23 protein-coding genes are annotated in these 23379 nt (G+C 69.3%); 12 read left to right on the top strand and 11 right to left on the bottom strand.

Annotation, left to right across the window (positions count from 1 at the left end; genetic code table 11):
* Window positions 1–128 precede the first annotated feature (128 nt).
* A complete protein-coding gene (locus ACFY5C_RS16785) occupies window positions 129–803 on the top strand; it encodes an SGNH/GDSL hydrolase family protein (RefSeq protein WP_389444955.1) in 675 nt (224 codons plus the stop codon).
* Here ACFY5C_RS16785 and ACFY5C_RS16780 read toward each other — a convergent pair.
* Window positions 791–1537, bottom strand: a complete 747-nt coding sequence (locus tag ACFY5C_RS16780) for an aminoglycoside adenylyltransferase family protein (protein ID WP_389444954.1) — start codon at window positions 1535–1537, stop codon at window positions 791–793. The two genes, ACFY5C_RS16785 and ACFY5C_RS16780, sit on opposite strands and share 13 nt — an antisense overlap.
* A 90-nt stretch (window positions 1538–1627) precedes the next feature.
* Here ACFY5C_RS16780 and ACFY5C_RS16775 point away from each other — a divergent pair, with 90 nt between their 5' ends.
* Genes ACFY5C_RS16775 through ACFY5C_RS16765 form a run of 3 tightly spaced genes read left to right on the top strand, consistent with a single transcriptional unit; the run spans window position 1628 to window position 3911 of the window.
* The gene (locus ACFY5C_RS16775; RefSeq protein WP_328426936.1) at window positions 1628–2215 is read left to right on the top strand and encodes a Uma2 family endonuclease; all 588 of its coding nucleotides are present in this window, start codon (window positions 1628–1630) and stop codon (window positions 2213–2215) included.
* Window positions 2216–2228: 13 nt separating this feature from the next.
* The gene (locus tag ACFY5C_RS16770; RefSeq protein ID WP_389444952.1) at window positions 2229–2891 is read left to right on the top strand and encodes a 1,4-alpha-glucan branching protein; all 663 of its coding nucleotides are present in this window, start codon (window positions 2229–2231) and stop codon (window positions 2889–2891) included.
* Between the two features lie 30 nt (window positions 2892–2921).
* Complete coding sequence (locus ACFY5C_RS16765; RefSeq protein WP_389444951.1) at window positions 2922–3911, top strand: aldo/keto reductase; 990 nt, start codon at window positions 2922–2924, stop codon at window positions 3909–3911.
* 144 nt (window positions 3912–4055) lie between these two features.
* On the opposite strand, the gene thpR is transcribed toward ACFY5C_RS16765, so the two are convergent.
* Window positions 4056–4652: an RNA 2',3'-cyclic phosphodiesterase gene (thpR, locus tag ACFY5C_RS16760; protein WP_389444949.1), complete on the bottom strand. Its 597-nt coding sequence runs from the start codon at window positions 4650–4652 to the stop codon at window positions 4056–4058.
* A 25-nt stretch (window positions 4653–4677) separates the two neighbouring features.
* Here thpR and ACFY5C_RS16755 point away from each other — a divergent pair, with 25 nt between their 5' ends.
* Window positions 4678–5196: a GNAT family N-acetyltransferase gene (locus ACFY5C_RS16755; RefSeq protein ID WP_389444947.1), complete on the top strand. Its 519-nt coding sequence runs from the start codon at window positions 4678–4680 to the stop codon at window positions 5194–5196.
* A gap of 93 nt (window positions 5197–5289) precedes the next feature.
* Here the strand turns inward: ACFY5C_RS16755 and ACFY5C_RS16750 are convergent, their stop codons facing one another.
* On the bottom strand, window positions 5290–6645 hold the full coding sequence (locus ACFY5C_RS16750) for an MFS transporter (protein WP_389444946.1): 1356 nt from the start codon (window positions 6643–6645) through the stop codon (window positions 5290–5292).
* 24 nt (window positions 6646–6669) lie between these two features.
* Window positions 6670–7107: a MarR family transcriptional regulator gene (locus ACFY5C_RS16745; RefSeq protein ID WP_328426930.1), complete on the bottom strand. Its 438-nt coding sequence runs from the start codon at window positions 7105–7107 to the stop codon at window positions 6670–6672.
* Between the two features lie 155 nt (window positions 7108–7262).
* On the opposite strand from ACFY5C_RS16745, the gene ACFY5C_RS16740 reads away from it, so the two are divergent.
* Entirely contained in the window at window positions 7263–7445 is a 183-nt protein-coding gene (locus ACFY5C_RS16740; RefSeq protein WP_328426929.1) for a ribbon-helix-helix protein, CopG family, read from the top strand.
* Between the two features lie 26 nt (window positions 7446–7471).
* On the opposite strand, the gene ACFY5C_RS16735 is transcribed toward ACFY5C_RS16740, so the two are convergent.
* Window positions 7472–8923, bottom strand: a complete 1452-nt coding sequence (locus ACFY5C_RS16735; protein ID WP_389444944.1) for an NCS2 family permease — start codon at window positions 8921–8923, stop codon at window positions 7472–7474.
* A gap of 160 nt (window positions 8924–9083) precedes the next feature.
* On the opposite strand from ACFY5C_RS16735, the gene ACFY5C_RS16730 reads away from it, so the two are divergent.
* Together ACFY5C_RS16730 and ACFY5C_RS16725 are read left to right on the top strand one after the other, a co-directional pair.
* Window positions 9084–9380 (top strand): DUF2530 domain-containing protein, encoded by a 297-nt coding sequence (locus ACFY5C_RS16730; protein ID WP_389444942.1) that lies wholly within the window; start codon window positions 9084–9086, stop codon window positions 9378–9380.
* Between the two features lie 103 nt (window positions 9381–9483).
* Complete coding sequence (locus ACFY5C_RS16725) at window positions 9484–11880, top strand: HAD-IC family P-type ATPase (RefSeq protein WP_389444941.1); 2397 nt, start codon at window positions 9484–9486, stop codon at window positions 11878–11880.
* A 97-nt stretch (window positions 11881–11977) separates the two neighbouring features.
* Here the strand turns inward: ACFY5C_RS16725 and ACFY5C_RS16720 are convergent, their stop codons facing one another.
* Complete coding sequence (locus ACFY5C_RS16720) at window positions 11978–12898, bottom strand: hypothetical protein (RefSeq protein WP_389444939.1); 921 nt, start codon at window positions 12896–12898, stop codon at window positions 11978–11980.
* Between the two features lie 194 nt (window positions 12899–13092).
* Entirely contained in the window at window positions 13093–13872 is a 780-nt protein-coding gene (locus ACFY5C_RS16715; RefSeq protein ID WP_389444937.1) for a calcium-binding protein, read from the bottom strand.
* Between the two features lie 150 nt (window positions 13873–14022).
* Between ACFY5C_RS16715 and ACFY5C_RS16710 the strand changes: the two genes are divergently transcribed.
* The gene (locus ACFY5C_RS16710) at window positions 14023–14322 is read left to right on the top strand and encodes a hypothetical protein (protein WP_389444935.1); all 300 of its coding nucleotides are present in this window, start codon (window positions 14023–14025) and stop codon (window positions 14320–14322) included.
* Between the two features lie 59 nt (window positions 14323–14381).
* Here ACFY5C_RS16710 and ACFY5C_RS16705 read toward each other — a convergent pair whose 3' ends face one another.
* Window positions 14382–17504 carry a sacsin N-terminal ATP-binding-like domain-containing protein gene (locus ACFY5C_RS16705; RefSeq protein WP_389444933.1) on the bottom strand — a complete coding sequence of 1041 codons (3123 nt, stop codon included), beginning with the start codon at window positions 17502–17504 and terminating at the stop codon, window positions 14382–14384.
* Window positions 17505–17716: 212 nt separating this feature from the next.
* Between ACFY5C_RS16705 and ACFY5C_RS16700 the strand changes: the two genes are divergently transcribed.
* Together ACFY5C_RS16700 and ACFY5C_RS16695 are read left to right on the top strand one after the other, a co-directional pair.
* Entirely contained in the window at window positions 17717–19831 is a 2115-nt protein-coding gene (locus tag ACFY5C_RS16700; RefSeq protein ID WP_389444932.1) for a PrsW family glutamic-type intramembrane protease, read from the top strand.
* A 7-nt stretch (window positions 19832–19838) separates the two neighbouring features.
* Window positions 19839–20324: a hypothetical protein gene (locus tag ACFY5C_RS16695; RefSeq protein WP_389444930.1), complete on the top strand. Its 486-nt coding sequence runs from the start codon at window positions 19839–19841 to the stop codon at window positions 20322–20324.
* Window positions 20325–20827: 503 nt separating this feature from the next.
* Here ACFY5C_RS16695 and ACFY5C_RS16690 read toward each other — a convergent pair.
* The 3 genes from ACFY5C_RS16690 to ACFY5C_RS16680 all read right to left on the bottom strand — a co-directional run bounded on the left by ACFY5C_RS16690 (window position 20828) and on the right by ACFY5C_RS16680 (window position 22714).
* On the bottom strand, window positions 20828–21559 hold the full coding sequence (locus ACFY5C_RS16690) for a hypothetical protein (RefSeq protein ID WP_389444929.1): 732 nt from the start codon (window positions 21557–21559) through the stop codon (window positions 20828–20830).
* 70 nt (window positions 21560–21629) lie between these two features.
* A complete protein-coding gene (locus tag ACFY5C_RS16685; RefSeq protein ID WP_389444927.1) occupies window positions 21630–21842 on the bottom strand; it encodes a DUF397 domain-containing protein in 213 nt (70 codons plus the stop codon).
* On the bottom strand, window positions 21839–22714 hold the full coding sequence (locus tag ACFY5C_RS16680; RefSeq protein ID WP_389445448.1) for a helix-turn-helix domain-containing protein: 876 nt from the start codon (window positions 22712–22714) through the stop codon (window positions 21839–21841). The genes ACFY5C_RS16685 and ACFY5C_RS16680 overlap by 4 nt, the downstream gene beginning before the upstream one ends.
* Before the next feature lie 156 nt (window positions 22715–22870).
* Between ACFY5C_RS16680 and ACFY5C_RS16675 the strand changes: the two genes are divergently transcribed.
* On the top strand, window positions 22871–23344 hold the full coding sequence (locus tag ACFY5C_RS16675; RefSeq protein WP_389444925.1) for an ATP-binding protein: 474 nt from the start codon (window positions 22871–22873) through the stop codon (window positions 23342–23344).
* Window positions 23345–23379: the final 35 nt, after the last annotated feature.

The raw sequence follows: 23379 nt of genomic DNA, 5'->3' as shown, positions 1-23379 counted from the left end.
CAAGCCTGCCATTCGGCCGGGCGGTTCGGTGGTCGGGTCGGCGGGGGCGGCCGCGAGGGTGCGGGGCGTGTCGGGCTTCACACCCCGCCCGGCCATGCCGACGGGTAGCGATCGTCCATCATGAGCGGATGCTCAGGTTCATGCCCGTCGGCGACTCCCAGACCATCGGCAGCGCCGGCGAACACACGTGGCGCTACCGCATGTGGCAGCACCTGCGTGAGACGTACGGCGGCCCCTTCGCCCTCGTCGGCCCGCGCGAGACGCTGCACGACAAGGCGACGGACTCCCCCACCTCGTACGAGTACGCCGACCCCGACTTCCCCCGTGGGCACCTCGCCGGCTGGGGCGAGGGCTGGCTGCACATGGCGCCGCTGATCGGCGAGGCGGTGCGGTCCTGCCGGGCTGATGTGCTGCTGGTGTCGCTGGGCCTGATCGACCTCGGCTTCTACACGAACGCCGAGCAGACGGCGGAGAACGCCCGGAACTTCGTGGCCGAGGCGCGGTCCGCGAACCCGCGGGTACGGATCGTCGTGCTGCCGGTGATCCCGAACGTCCGCGCCGAGTCGGAGGAGGTCTTCGCCGCCGAGGTCAGCCGCTTCAACGAGCTGCTGGCGAAGGCGGTCGCCGACCTGGACGAGCCGCGCTCGCCGCTGCTCCTGGCGTCCCCTCCCCCGTCGTACGACATCAATCTCGACACGTACGACGGCACCCACCCGAACGCGAGCGGCGAGCACAAGATCGCGGAGGCGTTCGCGGAGGCGATGTACCAGGCGTGGGACCTGGGCGAGCCCTACGAGGTCTGACGCTCGATCGCCCGGACGAGGTGGTCGGCGCAGGGGCGCACGCAGGGGAGGACGTCGTCACCCCAGCGCTCCTCCTCGTCGCCCAGGTAGACGGCGCGGGCGTGTGCGAGTGCGGGTCGGTGTTCGGCGGGGAGCCGGGCGAGGGCCCAGTCGGCGGCGGCGTCCTTCGAGCTGATCGCCCCGGTGGCGAGGGTGGTCCAGATCCGGGCGAGGGTCAGCAGGACGTTGCGGGTGTCGGTGTCCAACTCCGCGAGCAGGTCGGGTACTCCGGCGGTGATCGCCCGTCTGAGGTCTGCGGGTGGGACGGGGGCGAGGAGGTCGGCGGGCGAGGGGCCGTGGAGTGGGGCGTCCGCCAGCAGGACCATGGTGAGCAGGGGCGCGAGGTCCGGCATGGGTTCGGGCCCGGGGACGAACCCCCGCTCGTACTCGTCCCGCAGCCACTCCCCGTACAGGAACTCGCAGGTGGGCGGATACCGCCACGGCCGTACGTCGTCCTGTACCACGAGGATGAGCTCGACGGGGCGGGCGGCTCCGCCGGACACGTTCAGCAACTCCTCGACGAGGACACGGCGTTGTGCGTGGGTGGTCGGTTCGCTCACGACGACCAGGACGTCGATGTCACTGTGCGGGCGCAGGCCGCCGAGGGTGGCGGAGCCGTGGAGGTAGATGCCGATGAGGCTGCTGCCGAGGGTGTGGTGGAGCAAGGGAAGGAGGGGGGCCTCTGGGGCCTGCATGTGAGCTTCATCTCCGTGTCACGGTCACTGTGCGTATCGTTGTACTGCGCGGCTGCATCTGTCCGTGGGGCAGCCGGGGAGAGCGCCACGATGACCGTCCTTGAAGACAGGATCAAGATGGCCGACGCGAACACCGAGCGCCTGGACCAGTGGTTCGAGCGCCTTGAGCGGATGCCCGTCCCCGAAGGATTCAGGGTCGAGATCGTCGGGGGCAACGTTCACATGACGCCGCAGCGGGACACACACTGGGCGATTATTTTCCGGATCGCGGGGGCCATCGCGGCCAAATTCGGGATGGACAGAGTGCTCTCGGACGTCCGCATCGACTTTCCCGGGCACGAAAACGGCTTCTGCCCGGACGTCGCGAAGCTCAGCGACTCGGCAAAGAAGGACGACGACGGCCGCTGGCGATACGAGGACGTCGAATTCGTCGCCGAGGTGATTTCCGAGGCGACGGCCGCAAACGACTACGGCCGAAAGAAACTCGCGTACGCGGAGGCCGAGGTCCCTGTCTACGTGATCGCCGACCCGTACCAGGGACGCTGCCACGTCTACACCGTCCCCAAGGACGGCACCTACGCCACCGAGACCCGGGTCGACTTCGGCACCGACATCGACCTGACCGGCACGGTGGTCGACCTCGTCCTCAAGACCGAGGACTTCCCCCGCGACCGATGAAAAGCTTTGGGCCATGGCCGTCATCCACCACACCACCCTCAAGCCGACCAAGCTCGAACTGCTCGCCTCCTGGCTGCCCACCCGCCCCTGGTACGCCGGTGCCGGCGCACCGGAGTTGACCAAGGCCGGCGGTTTCCGGCTGGACGACCCCGCGGGCGAGGTCGGAATCGAGTTCATGGTCGTCACGGATGCCTCCGGCGCCCAACCGGTCCACTACCTCGTGCCGCTCAGCTACCGCGGCGCCCCCCTCGACGGCGCCGACCACGCCCTCGTCGGCACCATGGAGCACGGTGTGCTGGGGCAGCGCTGGGCCTACGACGGCTGCCACGACCCCGTGCTGGTCGACCAGTTGCTGGCCCTGATCGAGGGCCGGGCCCAGGCGCAGGCCCAGAGCGTCAGTGACGCGCCCGACCGCGAGGTCACCAGCGTCCACACGGGTGAGGGCTCCTTGTCCCCAGCCGCCCGCACCGCCACGGCGACGGACGACCAGGACGGCACCGAGCTGCGCACCTCCGACGGCACGGGCGTGCTCCGCCTCCACCGGGTCCTGCGCCCCGCCGCGGAGGCACCTCAGGACGCGGACGGCCACATCACCGGCGCCTGGCAGCTGCCGGACGGCACCCGGGGCCGGGCCGTGTTCGCCGCCCTGCGCACGACCCCTCGGGACCTTGCCTAGAGCGCACTCCACGCGGCTAGCGTGAACTTCATGGAGTACACGCAGCTCGGACGCACGGGACTCAAGGTCAGCCGGCTCGTCCTCGGCACCATGAACTTCGGTCCGCAGACGGACGAGGCGGACAGCCACGCGATCATGGACGCGGCGCTGGACGCCGGCATCAACTTCTTCGACACGGCGAACGTGTACGGCTGGGGCGAGAACAAGGGCCGTACCGAAAGCATCATCGGCACCTGGTTCGCGAAGGGCGAGCGGCGCGACAAGGTCGTCCTCGCCACCAAGATGTACGGCAACATGGGCACGGAAGGCGAGCCGTGGCCCAACCACGACAAGCTGTCCGCCCTCAACATCCGGCGCGCAGTGGACGCCTCGCTCAAGCGGCTGCAGACCGACTACATCGACGTCTACCAGTTCCACCACATCGACCGCGCCACTGGCTTCGAGGAGATCTGGCAGGCGATCGACGTCCTCGTCCAGCAGGGCAAGATCCTGTACGTCGGCTCCAGCAACTTCCCGGGCTACAAGATCGCCCAGGCCAACGAGATCGCGGCGAGGCGCAACGGCACCATCGGCCTCGTCAGCGAGCAGTGCATCTACAACCTCTTCGAGCGCCGCGCCGAGATGGAGGTCATCCCGGCAGCGCAGGACTACGGTCTCGGCGTCATCCCGTGGTCGCCGCTGCACGGCGGCCTGCTCGGCGGCGTCATCAAGAAGGAGGTCGCGGGCGGGCGGCGCAGCTCCGGCCGGGCCGCCGAAGTCCTCAACGACCCGGCGGTGCGCGCGAAGATCCAGGCGTACGAGGACCTGCTCGACAAGCACGGCCTGGAGCCCGGCGAGGCCGCCCTCGCCTGGCTGCTCACCCGGCCGGGCGTGACCGGCCCGATCGTCGGCCCGCGTACCGCCGAGCAGCTGGAGTCCGCGCTGCGGGCGTCCGAGCTGGAGCTGAGCGAGGAGCTGCTGGCGGGGCTGGACGAGATCTTCCCGGGTCCGGGGCCGTCTCCGGAGGCCTTCGCCTGGTAGCCGTCACCGGGGCCCGGCGGCGCTCGGCCGTACACGCATGTCGTCTACCTACCGAGCGCCGCCGCCAGGGCCACCACGACGAACATCAGCACAAGCACACCGGCCATGATCCGGTTTCGGGTTTTCGGGTCCACGTGTCCGAGCCTAACCGGCGCCTGCGAGCGGCCGGCGGGCGACCGCCTCGTAGCGGGGCTGCTCGCCCGCCACCCCGGACGTGGGCAGGTGGCTGCGCATCAGCACCAGCTCGTCCACCGTCCACGTGCGGCTCGTGAATTCGTCGAGGGCGGCGACGTACGGCCGTACGTCCACCGCCGACCGGCTCCTGGCGACCGTCAGGTGAGGCTTGTAGCGCCGGTGCTCCCCCATGGGCACCCCGGCCTTCCGGGCCGCCGCCTCGCTCCGGTCCGCCAGCAGCCGCAGGGTCGCCAGGTCCCCCTCCGCGCCCGCCCACAGTGCCCGCCCGTGCCCGAACTGGCCGCCGCCGCGCAGCGCCAGCCGGAAGGGGGCCGTGCGGTGCGCGACGCGCTCCAGGCGGGCCGACAGGTCCGGTACGAGGTCGTCGTCGACCTCGCCGTAGAAGGCCAGGGTGAAATGCCAATCAGCGGCTCCGCCGCGGGGCCGGCCGGGGCGGCCGGTCCAGCGCAGCGCGTCCGCGCCGGGCAGCTTCTTCAACTCGGCCACCTCGGTGGCCAGTTCGCGGGCCACGTCCTCGGGTGGCAGCACGGCGGCGAAAAGTCTCATGGGTCCAGCCTGGCACCATGACCGGATGACGATCACCATCAGAGAAGGCGGACCCGAGGACATCCCCGTGATACTCGGCATGCTCGACAGCTGTGTGGAGTGGCTGGTCTCACAGGGGCGCCCGGGGCAGTGGGGGACGAAGCCGCTGTCGAAGAGCGCGAGGACCGTGGAGTCGGTCACGCGAAGCACGGCAGGTGGCCAGGTCTTCATCGCCGAGGTCGGCGGCGCGCCGGCCGCCACCCTCACCCTGGCCGACTCGCCCGGGCCCTCCCTGGCCCATCTCCCGCCGCCCGGCGAGCCCGAGCGGTACATCCACTGGCTCGCCTCCGACCGCCGCTTCAAGGGACACGGCGCCGGCGGCGCCCTGCTCGCCCACGCCGCCGAGGTGACCCGACAGGCGGGTGTCTCGCTGCTGCGGGTGGACTGCTACGCGGGCGACGACGGCAGGCTCGTCCGCTACTACGAGAGCCACGGCTTCGTCCGCACCGAGACCTACCGGGGGACGGACGACTGGCCGGGGCAGGTGCTGGCCCGCCGGGTCTGACCCCTACGGGGGCTGGGCCCGGGGTCACCTGCGGGCCCCGCCCGTTGCCGGCGCCCGCAGGCACCCGGCCCGCAGGTCGCCGTCAGGCCGCCCTCAGGCAGCCGTCGCCAACTGCTCCCGCTCCCGCGGCACGAACCGCACGTGCGGATGCCCGCGGTTCCAGCCCACCGACAGCCGCAGGCCGCCGACCCGTGCCAGGACCAGGGCGATCGTCACGGCGGCGACGGTCGTGATCGCGCCGCCCACCGCCAGGCCCGCCCGGACGCCGTACGCGTCCGTGACCCAGCCGGCGATCGGTGCGCCGAGGGGTGCGCCGCCCATGAAGACCATCATGTAGAGGGCCATGACCCGGCCCCGCATGCTCGGGTCGGTGGCCATCTGGATGCTGCTGTTGGCGGTGACGTTGACCGTCATGCCGAACATTCCTATCGGGGCCATGAGCAGGGCGAACAGCCACAGGGACGGGGCGAAGGCGGCCACGATCTCCATGGTGCCGAAGGCCACCGCCCCCGCGACCAGCACCCGCATCCGGGCCGTGCCGCGCCGGGCCGCGAGCAGCGCGCCGGCCAGGGAGCCGACCGCCATCAGGGTGTTGAAGAGGCTGTAGGAGCCGGCGCCCGCGTGGAAGACGTCGTCGGCGAAGGCCGACAGATAGACGGGGAAGTTGAAGCCGAAGGTGCTGACGAACCCGGCGAGGACGATGGTCCAGATCAGCTCCGGCCGCCCGGCGACATACCGCAGCCCCTCCCGCATCTGCCCCTTGCCGCGCGGCGCCCGCTCGACGGCGTACAGCTCGCGGTCCCGCATCAGCAGCAGGCCCGCGAGCGGCGCGACGAAGGACAGGCCGTTGGCGAGGAACGCCCACCCGGTGCCCACGCCGGTGATCATCAGGCCGGCCACGGCGGGGCCGATGAGGCGGGCCGACTGGAAGTTCGCCGAGTTCAGGCTGACCGCGTTCTGCAGCTGGTCCGGGCCGACCATCTCGGAGACGAACGACTGCCGGGCCGGGTTGTCGATGACGGTCGCCAGACCGACGACGAAGGCGGCCAGGTAGACGTGCCAGACCTGGACGTGCCCGGAGAGGGTGAGGACGGCGAGTGCGATGCCGGTGACGGCCATCGACGTCTGGGTGACGAGCAGCGTGCGGCGCTTGGGCAGGCGGTCGACGAGGACGCCGCCGTAGAGGCCGAACAGCAGCATCGGCAGGAACTGCAGGGCCGTCGTGATGCCGACGGCGGTGGCGGAGCCGGTGAGGCTGAGCACCAGCCAGTCCTGCGCGATGCGCTGCATCCAGGTGCCGGTGTTGGAGACGACCTGGCCGAGGAAGAAGAGGCGGTAGTTCCTGACCTTCAGCGAACTGAACATCGAGGACTTGCGGGGCTTGGGGTCCGGCGGGGAGTCGTGGGTGGTCGGTGCGGGGGCGGAGTCTGCTCCGGATCCCGTACTCAAAAGGGTTCGCCTCCTCTTGGCTGCTTACAGGTGTGCGAGCTTCTCCAGCACGGGGGCGGCGGCGCGCAGTTTCGCCCACTCGTCCTCGTCGAGACCCTCGACCAGGGTGGCCAGGAAGGCGTTGCGCTTTCGGCGGCTCTCCTCGAGCATCGCCTCGGCCTGCTCGGTCTTCGTGACGACCTTCTGGCGCCGGTCCTCCGGGTGCGGCTCCAGCCGGACCAGTCCCTTGGCCTCCAGCAGGGCGACGATACGGGTCATCGACGGCGGCTGGACGTGCTCCTTGCGGGCGAGCTCACCGGGGGTGGCCTTGCCGCAGAGGGAGAGGGTGCCCAGCACCGACATCTCGGTGGGGCTCAGCGACTCGTCGACCCGCTGGTGCTTGAGCCGGCGCGACAGTCGCATGACGGCGGAGCGCAGGGAGTTCACGGCGGCAGCGTTGTCGCCATGGGTAAGGTCCGACATGTTCTTTAGCGTAACTCATTACCCTCCCTAAAGACCAACAGGGACACGCATGGATGCCCGTGAGCCCGGCCACTGAAGCGTGACATCACTCATATGGGTGATCCGGCAGCGGAACGTGACACACCGCACCGAAGAGTGCCGCGACCCTCGTGGTCATGGGGACCAGCGTGCTCAGCCTGCGAATAGACCATGAGCTGCTCGAACGGCTCCGACAGCATGCCGCGAAACGAGGAATGAGCGTCCAGGACTATGTCGTCCGAACGCTCATCCGCGATGACTTCGACGAACGGTTCCAGGCCGCCGTGGAAGAGACAGAGAAGTTCTACGGGCGCACGTGAGCGACGGGCCCTCGTGTGAGACGGGCTTACGTGAGGCCCAGCGCCGGCATCAGGTAGTAGAAGCCGAACACCGCTGCCACGACGTACATCGCGACCGGCACCTCCCGGCCCCGCCCGGCGGCCAGGCGCAGCACCGCGAAGGTGATGAAGCCCATGCCGATGCCGTTGGTGATCGAGTAGGTGAAGGGCATCATCACCATCGTCACGAAGGCCGGGATCGCGATCGTGTAGTCGGCCCAGTCGATCTCCTTGACGGAGTTCGCGAGGATCAGGAAACCGACCGCGAGCAGGGCCGGGGTGGCCGCCTGGGACGGGACCATGGTGGCGACGGGCGTCAGGAACAGCGCCACACCGAACAGGGCGCCGGTGACGACGTTCGCGAATCCGGTGCGGGCGCCCTCGCCGACGCCGGCCGTGGACTCCACGAAGGCGGTGGTGGCCGAGGAGGAGCTGGCACCGCCCGCGGCGACGGCGAGGCCGTCGACGAACAGGACCTTGTTGATGCCGGGCATCTGCCCCTGGGCGTCGGTCAGCTTCGCCTCGTCGCTGACGCCCATGATCGTGCCCATGGCGTCGAAGAAGCAGGACAGCAGGACGGTGAAGACGAAGAGGATGCCGGTCAGCGCGCCCACCTTGTCGAAGCCGCCGAAGAGGCTGACCTCGCCGATCAGGCCGAAGTCGGGGCTGGCGACAGGATTTCCGGGCCACTTCGGGGTCGTAAGTCCCCACGACGGCACGTTCGCGACCGCCTCGATGACGACGGCGAGCACGGTCATGGTGACGATCGAGATGAGGATCGCGCCGGAGACCTTGCGCACGATCAGCGCGAGCGTGAGCAGCGCGCCGAGGACGAAGACGAGGACCGGCCAGCCGTTCAGGTGACCGTCGCCGCCGAGCTGGAGCGGGACCGTGGTCTGGGCGGCGTCCGGGATGCGGGAGACGAAGCCGGCGTCGACGAGGCCGATCAGCATGATGAACAGGCCGATGCCGATGGAGATGGCCTTGCGCAGGCCGTAGGGCACGGCGTTCATGACGCGCTCGCGCAGGCCGGTTGCGACGAGCAGCATGACCACGAAGCCGGCCAGGACCACCATGCCCATGGCGTCCGGCCAGGACATCCGGGGCGCCAGCTGCAGCGCGACCACCGAGTTCACGCCGAGACCGGCGGCGAGCGCGATCGGCACGTTGCCGATGACGCCCATGAGGAGGGTGGTGAAGGCCGCCGTCAGGGCCGTCGCGGTGACGAGCTGTCCGTTGTCGAGCTGATGCCCGTACATGTCCTTCGCGCTGCCGAGGATGATCGGGTTCAGCACGATGATGTAGGCCATCGCGAAGAAGGTGGCGAGGCCGCCGCGGATTTCACGGGGCAGCGTGCTGCCACGTTCGGAGATCTTGAAGTAGCGGTCGAGTGCGCCGTAAGTGGGCCCGGCTCCCGGCTGTTCAGGGGTGGGGGCCTTGGCAGGAGCCGAGGTGGGCATGCTTTTGGTTGTTCCTACGAAGAGAAGTGGTCAGACACAAACCGTTTCAGTATGAACATATAAAGGCTGGATCTGCTATCTCCGCGCGTAGATGTGCGCGTGGCTCCGCGTGGAGCGATCGCTTCGTGCCGGGATCCGATCGCCTCGTAAGCTGTCCCCCATGGCCGGTCTTTTCTCGGGATCCCCGAAGCACGAGGCGCCGGAGCCCCTTGAGGGCCCCGTGGTCGCCACCATCACCGGCGGCACAATCCTCTGGTTCGTCCTCTTCGTCGTCCAGCTCCCCTTCTACGGCTGGTTCGACGACCGCGGACAGGCCTGGTGGGTGTGGACCTGTCTGGCCGGCGGCGGCCTGGGGCTCATCGGCATCTGGTACGTCCGCAGGCGCGACGCCGCCCTCAAGCGTGGGGCGGCCTCGGGAGAGCGCCGGGAAACCACGGGCGAACCCCACTCGTCCTGAGGTGCCGCGCCGTACGACCACGGCACGACGCCGGTCCTACCCAGGTCGGAACTTCCGTGCACTCAGCGGGTGAAGGCGTAGATCCGCACGTACCGTCGAAGGCATGACGCATACCGACATGGGCGCCGATGTGGACAACCCTGTGCACCCCGTGCGCGCCCCGGTGGCGACGGGTGGGCTGACCGCCGCCGAGGTGGCCGAGCGGGTCGCCCGGGGGGAGATCAACGACGTTCCGGTGCGCAGCAGCCGGTCGATGACCGACATCGTCCGCGCCAACGTCTTCACCCGGTTCAACGCGATCATCGGCGTGCTCTGGGTGATCATGCTGTTCGTCGCGCCCATCCAGGACAGCCTGTTCGGCTTCGTGATCCTCGCCAACACCGGCATCGGGATCGTCCAGGAGTGGCGGGCGAAGAAGACCCTCGACTCGCTCGCCGTGATCGGCGAGGCCCGGCCCACCGTGCGGCGCGACGGGGTCGCCGGCGAAGTCAGCACCTCGGAGATCGTGCTCGACGACCTGATAGAGATCGGGCCGGGCGACAAGGCCGTCGTGGACGGGGTGTGCGTCGAGGCCGACGGGCTGGAGATCGACGAGTCGCTGCTCACCGGCGAGGCCGACCCGGTCGTCAAGCAGCCCGGGGACCAGGTGCTGTCCGGCAGCTTCGTCGTCGCCGGAGGCGGCGCCTTCCAGGCCACCAAGGTCGGCCGCGAGGCCTACGCCGCGCAGCTCGCCGAGGAGGCGTCCCGCTTCACGCTGGTCCAGTCCGAGCTGCGCTCCGGCATCTCCACCATCCTCAAGTACGTGACCTGGATGATGATCCCGGCCGCGACCGGCCTGATCATCACCCAGCTCGTAGCCAAGGACAACGAGCTCGACGACTCGATCGCCCGGACCGTCGGCGGCATCGTGCCCATGGTCCCCGAGGGGCTGGTCCTCCTCACCTCCGTCGCCTTCGCCATCGGCGTCATCCGGCTCGGCCGCAAACAGTGCCTCGTGCAGGAACTGCCCGCCATCGAGGGCCTCGCCCGCGTCGACACCGTCTGCCTCGACAAGACCGGCACGCTCACCGAGGGCGGCATGGACGTCACCGAGCTGCGGCCCCTCGGCGGCAACGACGAGGAGTACGTACGCAAGGTGCTGGGCGCCCTCGGCGAGTCCGACCCCCGCCCGAACGCCTCCCTCCAGGCCATCATCGACGCCTACCCCGACGCAGATGACTGGCGCTGCACCGAGTCCCTCCCCTTCTCCTCCGCCCGCAAGTACAGCGGCGCCACCTTCAGCGAGGGCAACGGCGAGGCCAGTTCGTGGCTGCTGGGCGCGCCCGATGTCCTGCTCGACGGCGACGATCCCGCCCTGGCCGAAACCGATCGGCTGAACGAACAGGGACTACGGGTCCTGCTGCTCGCCCGGGTCGGCCGTGACCTCGACGATCCCGAGGTCGCCGAGGAGGCCAAGCCCGCCGCCCTGGTCGTACTGGAGCAGCGGCTGCGGCCCGACGCCGCCGACACCCTGCACTACTTCGCCGAGCAGAACGTCCGCGCCAAGGTGATCTCCGGGGACAACGCGGTGTCGGTGGGCGCGGTGGCGACCAAGCTCGGGCTGACCGGTACGACGGTCGACGCGCGCCGGCTCCCGCAGGACCGGGACGGGATGGCGACGGCCCTCGACGAGGGCACGGTGTTCGGGCGGGTCACCCCGCAGCAGAAGCGGGACATGGTGGGCGCGCTGCAGTCCCACGGGCACACCGTCGCCATGACCGGCGACGGCGTGAACGACGTCCTCGCCCTGAAGGACGCCGACATCGGTGTGGCCATGGGCTCGGGGTCGGAGGCCACGCGCGCGGTCGCGCAGATCGTGCTGCTCAACAACAGCTTCGCGACGCTGCCGTCGGTGGTCGCCGAGGGGCGTCGGGTCATCGGCAACATCACGCGCGTGGCGACGCTGTTCCTGGTCAAGACCGTCTACTCGGTGCTGCTGGCGCTGATGGTGGTGTGCTGGCAGGTGGAGTACCCGTTCCTGCCGCGCCATCTGACGCTGCTGTCCACCCTCACCATCGGCGTCCCGGCCTTCTTCCTGGCCCTCGCGCCCAACAAGGAGCGCGCGAAACCCCACTTCGTACGGCGGGTCATGCGGTACTCGATCCCGGGCGGTGTGGTGGCCGCGGTGGCGACGTTCGTGACGTATCTGATTTCCCGTCACTACTACACCGGTGAGGGCGCGCTGGACGCGGAGACCAGCGTGGCCACGCTGACGCTGTTCCTGATCGCGATGTGGGTGCTGATCATCATCGCCAGGCCGTACACGTGGTGGCGGGTCGCCCTGGTGGCGGCGATGGGGCTCGGATTCCTGGTGGTGCTGGTGGTGCCGTGGCTGCAGGAGTTCTTCGCGCTGCGGCTGGTGGGCATGACGATGCCGTGGATCGCGGTGGGTGTCTCGGCGGTGGCGGCGGTCGCCCTGGAGGTCGCGTGGAAGTGGGTCGACCGCCGTTTCCCGGCATAGCCGTTGCGCTTGGCGACAGCGGGGGGGATGGCACCGTCGGGCACCGCGCGACCGTTGTGGCTGGTCGCGCGGTTCCCCGCGCCCCTCGGGGGTCGTACTACCGGACGTCGACGAAGTCACCCGTGGCGTTGACCGCCGGGGTCGTGCTCGTGCCCGCGAAGCTGTAGCGGAAGTAGCCGTCCTGCGCCGCGGTGACCGTGGTCTTCAGGTTGCCCGTCGAGTTCGACTTGATCGTCTTCACCGTGCTGTAGGTGTTGCTGCCCTTCTTGCGGAACTGCAGCTTCACCGACTGGTTCGTGTAGCCGTGGTACTTGTTGTCCTCCCAGTTCGCCCGGGAGAGCTTGCCGGTGACCGTGATGGTCTTGCCCTTCGTCACGGGCTCCGGCGAGGCGTTGACGGTCAGCTGGGAGTTGCGCTGGATCAGCGTGGTGGCGAGGCCGCCCTTGTCTGCGTACCCGACCTTGGTGATGTCGAAGGTCTCGGCCGAGGGGTCCTGACCGTTGAGCGCGATGGCCATCGCGCCGGCCTTCCAGCTGCCCGCGTCCGCGTTCCACAGCTCGCCGTCGGCCGGGTACACGTCGATCGTGCCGGAGCAGCTGGCCGTGGTCGACGAAGTCGGCGTGCACTTGCCGTAGTTGTTGCCGAACAGCATGTTGTCCGGCGCGTCGAAGGCGCCCTTGTAGATGTAGGGGTCGGTGGAGAAGTCCACGGCGCTGATGTCGAGGTCCGCACCGTGGGTCATCTTGTACGTCACCTTGGTGGAGACGTGGTTGGTCGTCCCCACCTTGACCGCCTTGGCGATCTTGAAGTCGGAGAAGGTGACGTTCAGGGCGTACGGCTGGTCCTCCCCGGGGGCGCGGGTGCCGAACGCGCTCTTGCCGGACGCGGCGTGCGCGGCCTCACGGATCTTCGCGACGTCCGCGCGGCTCACGGTGTCATCGGCCTGCGCGGCCGGCACGGCGAGGGCGGAGAGGGCCAGGGCGCCGGAGACGGCGGCCACAGTGGCTCGTATGCGCATGCGTTTCTCCACGTGGAGAAGGGCCCCGGTGGATCGCCGAGACCGTGTCTCGCGATCACACCGGGGCCGAGTGATCGTTGGAGCCTGTTGGCTCACAAGATCAGATATGCGGCACAAGTGGAGGGTTGTGTCGCTGATGCGGATGTTGCGTAAGCGTTACTGACGCTGAGTGAACGAGGGGCAGTTGCCCGCACTCACCGCACGTCGACGAAGTCGCCCGTGGCGTTGACCGCCGGGGTCGTGCTCGTGCCCGCGAAGCTGTAACGGAAGTAGCCGTCCTGCGACGCGGTGACCGTGGTCTTCAGGTCGCCCCTCGAGTTGGTCTTGATGGTCTTGACGGTGCTGTAGGTGCTGCTGCTCTTCTTGCGGAACTGCAGCTTCACGGACTGCGTGGCGTAGCCCGAGTAGGTGCCGGATTCCCAGTTGGCGCGGGTCAGCTTGCCGGTGACCGTGATGGTCTTGCCCTTCGTCACCGGCTCGGGCGAGGCGTTGACCGTCAGCTTGGAGGCGCGCTGGACCTGGAAGCTCTTGGCGTTGTCCTTCTGGACGTAGTCGGCGTCGTTGCCCGCCGCGATCGCCCAGACCTTCCAGCCGCCGACCACCTTGTTGATCAGGTTGTAGCCCGGCTCGAGGTCGAAGGTCGACTTGCAGTTCGACGTCGTGGAGTTGACCACCGTGCAGGTGGCACGGCCGTCGCTGCTGTTGGCCACGGCACCGGAGTCGGAGCTGTCGATGTTCGCGCCGTGGTACAGGATCGCCTGGGCCCAGTCGACGCCCGAGTTGTCCTTGACGGTGAAGGACACGGTGATGGTCTTCTTCGCGGTCGCCCCGACGACCGCCGCCTTGCCACCGTTCACCACGACGTTCGAGATCGCCGTGTCGCCCTCGACCTCGTCGGCCTGGGCGGCCGGCACGGCAAGAGCGGAAAGGGCCAGGGCGCCGGTGACGACGCCGAGGGTGGCACGCATGCGCATGTGTTGTTTCCCCACGTTGCAAAGGGGCCCCGCCCGGTCACACCCAGCGGCTCGCGGGTGGGTACGGGGCCCAAGTGATCTAGGAGTCTGTTGACCCCGGTGATCAGATTCGCGAGGCTTACGAAAGGTTGTACGACTCGTGAGAGATTTGTGGGGATCGACTTCGGCAGGTCAGGTGGAGTGCTGCGCGGCTTCACCGAGTGGCTGGTCGTCCGCAGGGGCGAGTGCAGCAGCTTCTACTGGCACAAGCTCGTCCTCCTCGATCTGTTCCCCGACATCGGCTTCGAGGGCTGGAAGAACGAGGACCATCTGACGCCGGAGCAGCACCGAGCGGCCGTGGACCACCTGTTCTCACTCGTCCTCGAATTCCTGGACGTGCGGAACAAGCCGCGAGAACTGGGACTGATGTACAAGCGGTACGAAGCGATGTACGCGCACATCTGGGGATAGACGGAAAGGGCCGCCCCACCGGAATCTCACCGGTGGGGCGGCCTCTTCGTCCCTGCGGGTCAGTCGAACCACCGGTCCCGGGCCAGCTCCTCCGTCCGGGACGGATCCTCCAGCAGCGCCGCCACCTCGAACCGGCGCGGCCACTGGCCCGCCGCCCATGCCAGGCCCGCGGCGACGCCCTCCAGGGTCGAGGCGTGCAGGGTGCCGTCGTTCGTGTGGCGCCAGTCGATCTCCACGCCGTCGACGACGAGTTCCTCGTGCTCGACGTACGACCGCGGCGTCCGCGCCCCCAGCAGCACCCGTACCGACTCCGGTACGTCGTGCTCGGTGCCCTCGGAGTCCACGTCGCCGGTGACGGACTCGCTCAGCCGCCGCACCTGGAACAGCTCGGCGAGCTCCGCGGCCCGCGAAGGGCGTACCGGAAGCAGCGGCACGCCCTCCGTGAACGGCAGCAGGTCGGGCGAGTCCACGACCACCGCGTCCGCCGCGTCCACCACCTCGACCCGCCCGTCGATCACGGCCCGCAGTTCGTCCGGCAGGGTCACCTGGTCGGGGTCGAGGTCGGCCAGGGCGCTGTACAGGGCGTGCAGTTGGGAGGAAGTGACGCGGCGGTCCGGGTCGGCGAGGCGGTCGAGCAGCTCGGCGGCGCCGCCCGGCTCGTCGAGCAGCGCGGCGACGGAGGTGCGCACCCCGAGCGCCCGAAGCACCTGTTCGTCCGCGAAGCCGGTCGCGTCGGCCTCGTCGTACAGGCCGCGCAGCAGCGGGTCACCGCCGGAGGCGAGGAGCCCGGCCGGGCGGCGGCCGTCCAGCACCGGGTGACCGCGCAGCCACCAGGCGGTGTACGGCCGTACGACCTCGTGCGTGCCGTCGGGCAGCAGGATCCGCACCTGCTGGGTCAGCGCGTCCCGCAGGGGCGGCTGGGCGAGCAGGGCGAGGGCCTGGGGCCACTTGCCGTCGTCCACCAGGTCCAGGTCGCGTACGGCGATCAGCTCGGTGGCGACCGGCGGTACCGGTGTGTCCGGGAAGCGGTCGAGGATGTCCTCGCTCCAGACGTCCACGGCGTCCAGCAGACCCGCGTCGTCGGGCTCGGCGAAGTCGCCCTCGCGCGGCTCCAGTTCGTCCGGGTCGAGGACGACGTCCGTGGCGCGCACGAGCGCGAAGTTCGCGAGGACACCACATGCCGCGAGCGGCTGCTCGCCCCACTTCTCGGCCAGTTCGGCGTCCACGGTGGCGAGTTCACCGTCCCGCATGACCTGGTGGAAGGGGCTGCCGGGGAGGACGAGTTCACCGGCGGGCGCGGGCTCGCCGTCCTCGTCCGGCAGCGCGAGAGCACCGAGCCACGGCTCGTCACCGGGCTCCAGGCCCGCTTCCCGCACGAGAGCGAGGACGGTGTCGGCCAGCTCCTCCGCGTCGGGAGTGTCCTCCTCCCAGCTCAGCGCGCCGTCCTCGTCCAGGGAGGCGGCGACCGCGGCGCGCACCTGGGGCGTGGTGAGGACCGCGCGGGGCGTGGCAGGCAGGGCGCCGAGCTTCTCCAGGAGCGGGTGGGCGGCGTCCGGGTGGGCGACCTTGAGGCCGAGGCGGGCCAGGATCTCCGGGGCGACGGGGGCGCCCTCGGAGGTGGGGAGCAGGATCTGCCGGGGCCCGATGGTGGTGCGCCCGTCGGCCAGCGGCACGGGGAGGCCGGACAGCCGGTCCGGGTCCACCCCGGCGAGGCTGTCGTACAGCCGCCGCCACCAGCCCGGCGCCTTCTCCAGCCCGGCGAGGCGGTCGATCGCGTCGGTCAGCGGGACCCGGGCGACACCCAACGTCCGCAGCTCCACGCGTCGTTCGAGCCCGGCGGGGAGGAGGGTGGGCAGTACCTCGGCGAGGACTTGCACGGTGTCGGCGCCGGCGCCTTCGACCACCTCGGCGTCCCGGGGCCGCAGGGACTCGGGCAGCTCGGAGTCCTGCTCCTGCGGCTGGACGGCGGGCGGCAGGAAGGACGTGCGGGGCAGGCGCTCCAGGACGGCCTGGCGCAGGGCGCCGTCGAGTTCGCCCTTGCCGAGCGGGCCGGGCACGAGGCCGATGATGCCGTCGCTCACCGGGCGCCAGTCGGCGAGCAGTTCGGCGTACGCGTCCGCCGCCCGCTGCACGAGGAAGTCGGTGAGCGGGCCGGGGGCGGCGTGCCGGCGGGTGGTGTCGAGGGGGAAGGAGGCGATGAGCAGGGCCGGAACGCCGAGGGCCTCGTCGCTGGGCGTGGGCGCGTGGACGACGGGGGCGGTGCGGGGCCGGGCGGGCGTGCTGTCGGCGGCGTTGACCGGGACGGCCCAGGTGAGCGACCAGTGGGGGCGCAGCCGCTCCTCGACCGGGCGGTCGGCCAGCAGTTCGGGCGTGAGCGGGCCGTGGGCGGCGGCCGTACGCCAGTGGGTGACGCCGTTGGCGGAGTCCTCCACGACGGTGAAGGGGCCGTCGGTGCTGCGACGCAGGGTGCGCGGCGCGGCGTCGCCCGCCTCGATCACCACTTCCTCCAGCCCGGGCAGGGCGAGGAGCAGGGCGTCGTCGACGGAGTGCAGCAGCCGCTCGGCGAGGTCGGCGGCCGCGGTGTCGCGCAGGGGGAGGATGACGACCGTGTCATAGGGGTCCGGGGCGGTGCCCTCGGCGGCGAACGGCAGCCTCAGCAGCGGCACATGTCCGTCCCGCCGTCGGATCTCGTCACCCAGTCCCGGGCTGTGTGCCGCGGTCTCCCGGGCCAGTTCGCGGGCCTCGACGAGGGACCACCGGACACCGCCGTGCCGCCCGACGACGGCGGGTTCGTCGGTGACGGCGATCACGGACGCGAAGCCGACACCGAACCGGCCGACGGAGGCCGAGTCCCGCTTGGCGGAGGCGCGCAGGGTGGCCAGCGACTCGACGCCGCCCGCGTCCAGCGGAGCACCGGTGTTGGCGGCGACGAGAACACCCTCGCGGAGGGTGAGCCGTAGCTTTCCGGGCACACCCGCCCTCGCGGCTGCGTCGGCGGCGTTCTGAGCGAGCTCGACGACGAGCCGGTCCCGGTACCCGCCGAGGACGAGGTCCTCCTCGGCGTTGGCGTCCTCCCGGAAACGGGCCGGACTGGTCGCCCAGGCATCCAGCACGCCGCGACGCAGACGGGCCGTACCGAACGGGTCGGCGCCCTCGGCCGCGGGCCGCACGAACTTGCTCACGTTGACTCTCCTCATCGGCGTGATGATGAAGGTACCGCTCATGGGAAGTGCGCGCGCCGCCCGGCCGCGCCACCCGGCCGCGCGTGCCGACCGTCCCGGCCGACTCACGCGACTGCCGTCTCACAACTCCCTTGCCGCACCGGCAGTCAACTGCCTAGCATCGCGTTCACTATCGCGAATCGAATGTTGTTCCGGTGCATCGGGGGCCTGGCGTGACGTTGGTGATGGCGGTGGCGGCCGTCTGGGGCGTACTGCAACTTTTCGCGATTTCGTCACCGACGCGTTCGGTGCGCCTGTCGACCGTGCTGCTGGTGCTGGCGGTTGCCGTGTACGGGTGCGGCGTGGCGACGGCGTTGGTGGAGTTCGCCTACACCCGTGTCTACGCGGAGCAGTCGGGCCGGTCGCTGGTGACGGTGGTGAACACCACCAGCTACACGGTCGCTCCCTGGGTGGAGGAGTTACTCAAGGTTTCCCCGCTGCTGCTGGCGGGGCTGAGCATGCGGGTCCGCCGCCAGTGGGGGCTGACCGACTTCACCGTGCTGGGCGCGGCTCTGGGGGCGGGTTTCGGACTGCTGGAGGCGGTTCTCCGGTTCGGCTTGGACGCCGACCGGGCGATCACCCGCGGTGAGGGCTGGATCGTCCCCGACAGCCTGTCCCCGCCGTATGTGCCAGGCTTGGGACAGGTGCTCACGTCGTGGCTCCCGGCCCCGTTCAGCCAACTGGACCTGGGCGGCCCTCCGGTCACGGAAACGTTCACGCACCTGGTGTTCACGGCCATGGCCGGCTTCGGGGTCGGGCTGCTGTGGCGTGCGCACGGCTGGATACGCCTGCTCTCGATCGTCCCGATCGCCGCTGCCGCCGCTCACCACACGGTGAACAACTACGCGGTGCAGGAACACTCCGCCGGGACCAGGGAATGGCTGGAGTCCCTGAACGGGCTGGCATGGGCCGCGCCACTCGGGTGCCTGGCCGTCGCCATGGCCGCGGACCTGCGCCTGCTCCACCGCGCCAAGGGCACCATGCCCGACGTACTCCTCGCGTCCGAATGTGCCGACGGCGACAGCCTGGGGGCTCTGCTGCGGTATGCGGCCTGGCGTCTGCCGTGGAGCCTGCTGATCGTTCTTCGTTACGTCAGGCTGCGGCGCTCCTTGCTGTACGCAGCCGCCGAGTCGACGCCGCCCGGCGAAACGAGGGACCTACGTCGGGTGGTCGCCGGGATCACGGCCCGGATGGACGGGTCCGACAACGCGCGTGCCTGGCAGTCACTGAACATCCGCGCCTGGCTGAAGGCGACCCGAGCCGCCCGGCGTACCCGGAAGCGGTGGCTGCTGCTGGTTCCGTGCGTGCTCATGCTCCCGGCGCTGCTGTTCCTGGGCGTCGGCTCGTTCACCTCCACCGCCGGCCTCCAGGAGTACTTCAGTACCGGTGCGGGGCCGAAGATCCTCATGGGCTTCGGCATTGCCGCCCTGGCCTGGATCGCCTACCAGCTGGTCACCCTCCTACGCACCTGGCGACTGGCGTCGGCACAGCCCGTGGGGGAAGTGCTGGCGGCCCACCGCTTCCGCCTCGGAACGGCACTCGGGGCGGCCACGACCGGCGTCCTCCTCCTGTCGCGCGGCCTCGGCGACGCGGGCCCCGACGGCAGAACCATCCGCACGCTCCACCTCCTCGACGCCCTGAACACCTTCCTGGTCTACCTCGGCTTCGCCCTCCTCCTGCTCTCGCTGCTGGCCCTGTTCCCACCGGGAGGCCTCGCGCTGGCCGGAGGCGGGGTGGCCGGCGCGCTTACGGCGGAGGCGGCGCTCAGTGCTGGGGTGCTTGGTACGGCCGGCGTCGTCCTGATGGCGGTCGGTGCCGGGGGAACGGGTGCGAGTGATCCGGGCGGCGGCAAGAGCGACGGCGTCCCGCAGTGGCTGCGTGACAAGTGGAAAGCGGGGCGGGAATTCAACAGGCAGAACTGGCCACGTTACCCGGCCAACGAGGTCTACCTAGAAAACGGAAAATACCTCGACTCGTATCGCCCCGGGAAAGAGATCGTTTCCCGCAAACAGACGCAGATAGCGAAAATCAAGCCAGATTCGTTCAAGGACTATCTGCGAGAGATCAACCAGAAGTACAAGGCAGGAACGAAAATACCGGACACGCCAAAAGCGCGTGCAGAATATCCGCAGTTGATCGGGAAACCCCTGAAGGGTAAGTACTATCTGGAAGTCCCCGTCCAGTCGCAGCCTGTGCCAGAATGGGCACTGAGGGAAGCAGCGAACCACGGCGTGATAATCCGAGACGTACAGGGTTTCGTCTACCGGCTACCGAAGGGGACGGGTTGAACCAGTCATGATCTGGACCTACTGCGAGCAGTGGAACAACCTCGCCGAAATGCCCATGAATCCCTTGACGCCCGAGCAGGCTCAAGCCCGGCACGAAAAGGGCGAGTTGTACACCGCAGTCGCCGCCTCCGCCGGACAGTCCGCACCGGCCCTGCGGGTGGAAATGCGACTGGAGACCGGATACGCCTCGGTCATCTTCATGGACGAATACGGCCGCGACACACTGGACTACACATTCACGCTCATCGACGGCTCCTTCTTTCTGGAGACAGCGACCTCGTACAGTTATGACGATTCTCAGGAGCGAGGCGGGTACGCAGACGCGGACCGCACTGAGACGTACGAATTCACCACTGGCGGCGTCATCCAGCGCTCGATCGAGGACGAGGGTGGCGAATCCGCGGAAAACCGTCATGGAGTCGATGTTTCCTCCAACTGGGAGCCGGTTCCCGATTTCGGCGCTTACTCCTCATTGAGTAGACGCGAACGCTAGAGTCATTGCTCGACCATCCCAACGGGAATTCGGCAGGCCGGAACGTGGCGGAGCCCGGGAGTCGTATCCAGCTCCCGGGCCCCTGGGGATGCCACCCAATTGCGCACGCCGGCGGCGTTTAAGAGGTCGGATCAGTCATCATGCCGTCGTGTTCTTCCTTTGAACTACCGCACCACGCAAGAGGTGCAGGCGAGATTCGAACTCGCATCCGACGGCGTTCGTCCGGCCCCGGTCGATCCGGCGATCGGCGGCAATACTGAGACTGGAGCGAGAGTCTGAGATTGATCGCGGCTGCCTCTGCCATGTTGGGCTACCCCGGCCCGGATGGGTGTCGTAGTGCCGGGGGAAGGACTCGAACCTTCACTGTCACCGCGTCTTTCAGGCTGAACTTCAGTGTCAGCTTGCGCTCATCACGCGAACCGGGCCTCAATCCCGACCCGCGCCTGTTGCGCACCCCCGCGCTCGCACGCGGGGGCGATCATGGAGGCTACCCGTGACCGGCGTCAGCCGAACAGGTAGCCGAACACCGCGTCGCCGACCCGCTGATCGGTGACCTCGGCACCGTTGGCCTCCTCGCGGGCGAACTTCACGGCCTGCTGGAGCTTCTCGACCCGCTCCACCAGTTCGTTGACCCGCCGCGCCGGAAGGGCCCCGGAGAACTTCACGGTCGTCCAGTACCCGATGGGCACGTCCTCGTAGTACACCTCGACCTGCGCCGGGTGCTTCTCCGTCGCCTCCGCCTTCACGTGGTTGCGCGGAACCTTCTTCGTACGGATCGTGCGGACCGGGTCCGTCTTCCACCAGTCCGTGGACGGGTCGGGGGACCAGGACTCGGCGGCGTCGAGCGTGGGAAGCTTCTTCACGAAGGTGTGCAGGTCGGTGAGCTGCTTCTCCAGGAAGAGGAGGTAGCTGACCGGAACGTCGGCGACGACCGTCCGCCCGTCGACCGTGACGTCGGCGCGTGCCGAGCAGTTGGCCCAGTCCTTCGTGGCGGTCACGTCGAACAGCCGGGTCAGCGACGCGGACATCTCCCGCAGCACGTCCTCCGCCTGCACCTGCACCCGCGCGGACTCCGGCGGCAGCTGCTCGCCCTCCTCGTCCTTCGGCTGGTACGTACGCGAGATACCGGCCAGCAGCGCGGGCTTCTGTACCTTGTGATGCGCCGCGGTGATGTCCTGGAGCGCCTTGCTCTTGACACCCTTTTCGACAGCGATGATCTGATTCAGCTTCGCCACGAGTTCCCCCTTCGAACAGGCAGGAACGTATCCCACCGGCTCGAACGCGTGCACTCGCTTTTTTGGGGGGTCAGCCCTCGGACGCGTACGTGACGAAGGCTGCCCAGGCCTGCGAGGCGAGCGCCAGTCGGGGGCTGGTGTCGGGGTACTTGGAGTCGCGGACGTGGATCGTGCGGGGTGCTATCGCGATCTCGACGCAGGAGTCGCCCTCGCTGCTGCTGCTGTAGCTGCTCTTGAACCACGCCAGCTCGGAGGCATCCCCGGCCGAGGCGTTGCGGATCATGTTTCCCCCAGCAGTTGTTCGATGAAGGCCGTCGACTCACGTGGCGTGAGAGCCTGCGCCCGGATGATGCCATACCGCAGCTCAAGGATACGGAGCTGCTTGGGCTCCGTGACGGGGCGGCCGTTGGCCACGGCCGGCGAACGCCCCACGGCCGAGCCGTCCTCGAACTTCAGCACCTCGATCCCACCGGCCAGCCCAGCGTGCTCCTCGCAGTCCATCGGCATGACCTGAAGCTCGACATTCCTCAACTGCCCCACTTCCAGCAGATGCTCAAGCTGGCGACGCAACGCCACCCTGCCTCCGAGCGGACGTCGCAGCGCCCACTCCTCCAGGACGAAGCTGAGTTCCGGCACCGGGTCCCGCTCGAACACCGCCTTGCGGGCCACACGCGCTGCGATGAACCGCTCCACCTCATCCTCTGTGTACGCGGGGCGTCGCATCAAGAGAAGCCCTCGCGCGTACTCCGGCGTCTGCAACAGGCCATGAACGTTGAGCGGATCGTAGAGCTGGAGCTCGACCGCCTTGGCCTCCATCTCCCCCAGCGCCCGAACCTTCTTCGGGTACCGGACCTTCTTCACGTCCTCCCACGTCGCGGCGACAAGCCCACCCGCCCCCAACACCTCATCAGCCTTGACCAGGTACTCCTGCCGAGGAATCCGCTTCCCGCCCTCGATCTTGTAGACCAGGTCCTCCCCGTACCCCACCGCCACCCCGAACTCGGCGGCCCGCATCCCCACGGCCTCACGCCGCAGCTTCAGTTGCCGCCCGACGGTCGCGATGACCGCGATCCCCCACTCGTCGTCCGGATCCACCTCCCAACCCGGCTCGTCCGCCTCCGTCTTGAGCCGTCCGGTGTCCGCCTCGACCGTCATGCCGTACCCCTCCGTCGTACCGCCCTGGTGCAGCAGCGCCCTACCCGCACTCAACGTCCCGACAGCCCGGACACCACCGGACAAGCTCCGGACAGTCACCGTACGCACCCGCCGAGTCACTGTTCACAGTAAGCACGCGCCACCACGCTGAGTGACGTGACGCAGAAATCCCCCGAACTCACCACCCCCATCCGCAACTTCAGCGTGCAGCTGTCCCCCACCCCACGCGGCGCCCGCCTCGCCCGCCTCCTCGCCACCGAACAACTCCGCAGCTGGGGCCTGCCGCTGGACCCGGCGGCGCACCTCGTGGCCGAGCTGGCCACCAACGCGGTCACGCACGGCCGCGTCCCCGGCCGGGACTTCCTGCTGCTCCTGTACGTCGTCGGCGGCACCCTCCGTATCGAAATCACCGACACCTGCGGCGACCGACTCCCGCACCCCCAACACCCCACCCCCGAGGCGGAGTCCGGCCGCGGACTCGCCATCGTCGCGGCGTTGGCCGACCGCTGGGGCGCATCACCAGGGCTGCCGCCACGCAAGACGGTCTGGGCCGAAGTCACATTGCCACCGGAACCCGGAAACCCGTTCCCCGGTGGCACGGGCGGTCTCCCTCAAGGAACAAACCAGTGAAAGAACCTCACCAAGCCCCACCCCTCCCGCCCGGG

The sequence above is a fragment of the Streptomyces sp. NPDC012935 genome (assembly GCF_042900345.1).
Lineage (GTDB): Bacteria > Actinomycetota > Actinomycetes > Streptomycetales > Streptomycetaceae > Streptomyces.
The sequence above is the reverse complement of the archived record's forward strand: the minus strand, read 5'-3'. Positions and strand labels throughout refer to the sequence as shown.

Bases quoted from the DNA above. Each gene is read 5' to 3' on its own strand.
- ACFY5C_RS16785 (WP_389444955.1), top strand. From the start codon at position 129: ATGCTCAGGTTCATGCCCGTCGGCGACTCCCAGACCATCGGCAGCGCC.
- ACFY5C_RS16780 (WP_389444954.1), bottom strand. From the start codon at position 1,537: ATGCAGGCCCCAGAGGCCCCCCTCCTTCCCTTGCTCCACCACACCCTC.
- ACFY5C_RS16775 (WP_328426936.1), top strand. From the start codon at position 1,628: ATGACCGTCCTTGAAGACAGGATCAAGATGGCCGACGCGAACACCGAG.
- ACFY5C_RS16770 (WP_389444952.1), top strand. From the start codon at position 2,229: ATGGCCGTCATCCACCACACCACCCTCAAGCCGACCAAGCTCGAACTG.
- ACFY5C_RS16765 (WP_389444951.1), top strand. From the start codon at position 2,922: ATGGAGTACACGCAGCTCGGACGCACGGGACTCAAGGTCAGCCGGCTC.
- thpR (WP_389444949.1), bottom strand. From the start codon at position 4,652: ATGAGACTTTTCGCCGCCGTGCTGCCACCCGAGGACGTGGCCCGCGAA.
- ACFY5C_RS16755 (WP_389444947.1), top strand. From the start codon at position 4,678: ATGACGATCACCATCAGAGAAGGCGGACCCGAGGACATCCCCGTGATA.
- ACFY5C_RS16745 (WP_328426930.1), bottom strand. From the start codon at position 7,107: ATGTCGGACCTTACCCATGGCGACAACGCTGCCGCCGTGAACTCCCTG.
- ACFY5C_RS16740 (WP_328426929.1), top strand. From the start codon at position 7,263: ATGGGGACCAGCGTGCTCAGCCTGCGAATAGACCATGAGCTGCTCGAA.
- ACFY5C_RS16735 (WP_389444944.1), bottom strand. From the start codon at position 8,923: ATGCCCACCTCGGCTCCTGCCAAGGCCCCCACCCCTGAACAGCCGGGA.
- ACFY5C_RS16730 (WP_389444942.1), top strand. From the start codon at position 9,084: ATGGCCGGTCTTTTCTCGGGATCCCCGAAGCACGAGGCGCCGGAGCCC.
- ACFY5C_RS16725 (WP_389444941.1), top strand. From the start codon at position 9,484: ATGACGCATACCGACATGGGCGCCGATGTGGACAACCCTGTGCACCCC.
- ACFY5C_RS16720 (WP_389444939.1), bottom strand. From the start codon at position 12,898: ATGCGCATACGAGCCACTGTGGCCGCCGTCTCCGGCGCCCTGGCCCTC.
- ACFY5C_RS16715 (WP_389444937.1), bottom strand. From the start codon at position 13,872: ATGCGCATGCGTGCCACCCTCGGCGTCGTCACCGGCGCCCTGGCCCTT.
- ACFY5C_RS16695 (WP_389444930.1), top strand. From the start codon at position 19,839: ATGATCTGGACCTACTGCGAGCAGTGGAACAACCTCGCCGAAATGCCC.
- ACFY5C_RS16685 (WP_389444927.1), bottom strand. From the start codon at position 21,842: ATGATCCGCAACGCCTCGGCCGGGGATGCCTCCGAGCTGGCGTGGTTC.
- ACFY5C_RS16680 (WP_389445448.1), bottom strand. From the start codon at position 22,714: ATGACGGTCGAGGCGGACACCGGACGGCTCAAGACGGAGGCGGACGAG.